General features: G+C 65.9%; 3 protein-coding genes. 2 read left to right on the top strand and 1 reads right to left on the bottom strand.

Annotated elements, in window-relative coordinates; all coding sequences use genetic code 11:
• Nucleotides 1-238 (bottom strand): hypothetical protein (locus ACI3K3_RS25570; RefSeq protein WP_404918911.1); only part of this gene is annotated, 238 nt, incomplete at its 3' end.
• A 140-nt stretch (nt 239-378) separates the two neighbouring features.
• Here ACI3K3_RS25570 and ACI3K3_RS25565 point away from each other — a divergent pair.
• The gene (locus ACI3K3_RS25565; protein ID WP_404918909.1) at nt 379-1,089 is read left to right on the top strand and encodes a TlyA family RNA methyltransferase; all 711 of its coding nucleotides are present in this window, start codon (nt 379-381) and stop codon (nt 1,087-1,089) included.
• Between the two features lie 92 nt (nt 1,090-1,181).
• Entirely contained in the window at nt 1,182-1,736 is a 555-nt protein-coding gene (locus ACI3K3_RS25560; RefSeq protein WP_404918907.1) for a TspO/MBR family protein, read from the top strand.
• Nucleotides 1,737-1,968: the final 232 nt, after the last annotated feature.

Genomic DNA, 1,968 nt, shown 5'->3' with positions numbered 1-1,968 from the left:
GCGCCGCCCCCTCCCGCATCGCCGCCGCCCGCCAGTCGGCGGGCGGCGGCGATGCGGGAGGGGGCGGCGCGGCCGGTGTCGTGGGAACCGGGCGCGGCGCCGGGGCGGGCGGTTTGCTGGCCGGCACGCAGGCCGCGACAAGGGTGAGTGCCGTCAGCGGCGCGAGTGCCAGCAGCTTGCGGGACAAGGTGCGGGAGAATGGGAGGGCGTCGGTACGCCGGCGCGGATTTGCCTTCATGCCCCTGGTATGGAATGAGGCGCGGCCCATCTCAAGTATGCAAAGCCATGACCGACCCGATCGAACCCCGCCCCGTCGAAAAGAAATCAGGCCCTTCGCCCAAAATTGCGCCTAAGGTGGCAAAGGTGCGGGTAGACCAGATGCTGGTCGATCGCGGACTGGTCGAGAGCCGCACGCGCGCCCAGGCGCTGGTCCTCGCAGGGCTGGTCTTTTCGGGCGAAACCAAGATCGCCAAGCCGGGGCAGAGCATCAAGGCCGACGCTCCGCTTGAGGTGCGCGGTCGCGACCATCCCTGGGTCTCGCGTGGCGGGATCAAGCTGGCCCATGCCATCGAGCATTTCGATCTCGACCCGACCGGCGCCCTGGCCATGGATATCGGCAGCTCCACGGGCGGCTTCACCGACGTTCTTCTTACGCACGGCGCGGAGCGGGTCTTCGCGGTCGATTCGGGCACGAATCAGCTGGCCTGGAAGTTGCGTCAGGATCAGCGCGTCACCGTGCTGGAGCAGACCAGCGCCCGCATCCTGACGCCGCAGCAGATCGATGCGGCCTGCAACTGGGTGGTGTGCGACGCCAGCTTCATCGGGCTGTCGAAAGTGCTGGAAGTGCCGCTGCGCCTGGCCGCGCCGGAATGCCGACTGGTGGCGCTGATCAAGCCGCAGTTCGAAGTCGGCCGTAACGAAGTGGGCAAGGGCGGGGTGGTCCGCGATCCGGTCCTGCACGAGAGGGTCTGCAACGAAGTGCGGGACTGGCTGGAGGGCGAAGGCTGGACCATCCAGGGGATCGTCGAAAGCCCGATCAAGGGGCCCGAGGGCAATGTCGAGTTCCTCGTATCGGCATGGCGCGGGTGAATTTCCCGGCTGCCGACGATTGCGCGCGAGGCAGGCTCGTTACACAACCCGCCCACCATCACGGATTTTCCTGATTCGGGAGTGCCAAGGGAATGAACCTGATCGCCTCGCCCGGCCAGTTGCGGGCCAGCCTGCTTCGTTGGGCTCTCGTGCTCGTTCCCCTCGTGGTGCTCCTGGGCTTCGTTTCCGGGCGAATGGCGCAGAGCGGGCCGGGCAATCCCTGGTTCGATGCACTGGCAAAGCCCGGAATCTATCCGCCTCCCGCTACGTTCGGGATCGTGTGGACCATACTCTATGTGCTGATGGGAATTTCCCTGGCGATGGTTTGCGCGGCGCGCGGCGCGCGAGGGCGTGGTCTGGCCGTGGCGGTCTTCGCGGTGCAATTCGCGCTGAATCTGGCCTGGAGCCCGGTGTTCTTCGGCACACACCAGATCACCACGGCCCTGATCCTGATCGGGGTTCTGGACCTGGCCGTTCTGGTCACCATCGTCCTGTTCGCCAGGATCCGCCCGCTGGCAGGGCTGTTGCTGGTGCCGTACCTGGCCTGGATCTGCTTCGCGACCTACCTCAACTTTGCGTTCCTGCAAGCGAACCCCACGTTGGACGGCGCCGAAGGCCCGCGCAGCGTCGAGCGTTTCGAGATATAGGCGTGCGTTTGGAAATTCGCTGAAGGCGAATTTCGCGGCACCAGCCCGCGCCCCCACCCTACCACCCGCAGGATACTACCGTTGGGTGGTAGGGTGGGGGCGCGGGCTGGTGCCGCACTGAAAATGCCCTCGGGGCATTTTCCAAACAGTCTCTAAAGTACCTGCTGCCGGGCTGGCGGGAAAATCGTCAAGGCCTCTTGCGCGTTTTCGCGCGACATACCAAATAACGCGG

Origin of the sequence: Novosphingobium sp. ZW T3_23, from assembly GCF_044987305.1 — a bacterium.
Classification (GTDB): Bacteria; Pseudomonadota; Alphaproteobacteria; order Sphingomonadales; family Sphingomonadaceae; genus Novosphingobium.
The sequence above is the reverse complement of the archived record's forward strand: the minus strand, read 5'-3'. Positions and strand labels throughout refer to the sequence as shown.

Bases quoted from the DNA above. Each gene is read 5' to 3' on its own strand.
- ACI3K3_RS25565 (WP_404918909.1), top strand. From the start codon at position 379: ATGCTGGTCGATCGCGGACTGGTCGAGAGCCGCACGCGCGCCCAGGCG.
- ACI3K3_RS25560 (WP_404918907.1), top strand. From the start codon at position 1,182: ATGAACCTGATCGCCTCGCCCGGCCAGTTGCGGGCCAGCCTGCTTCGT.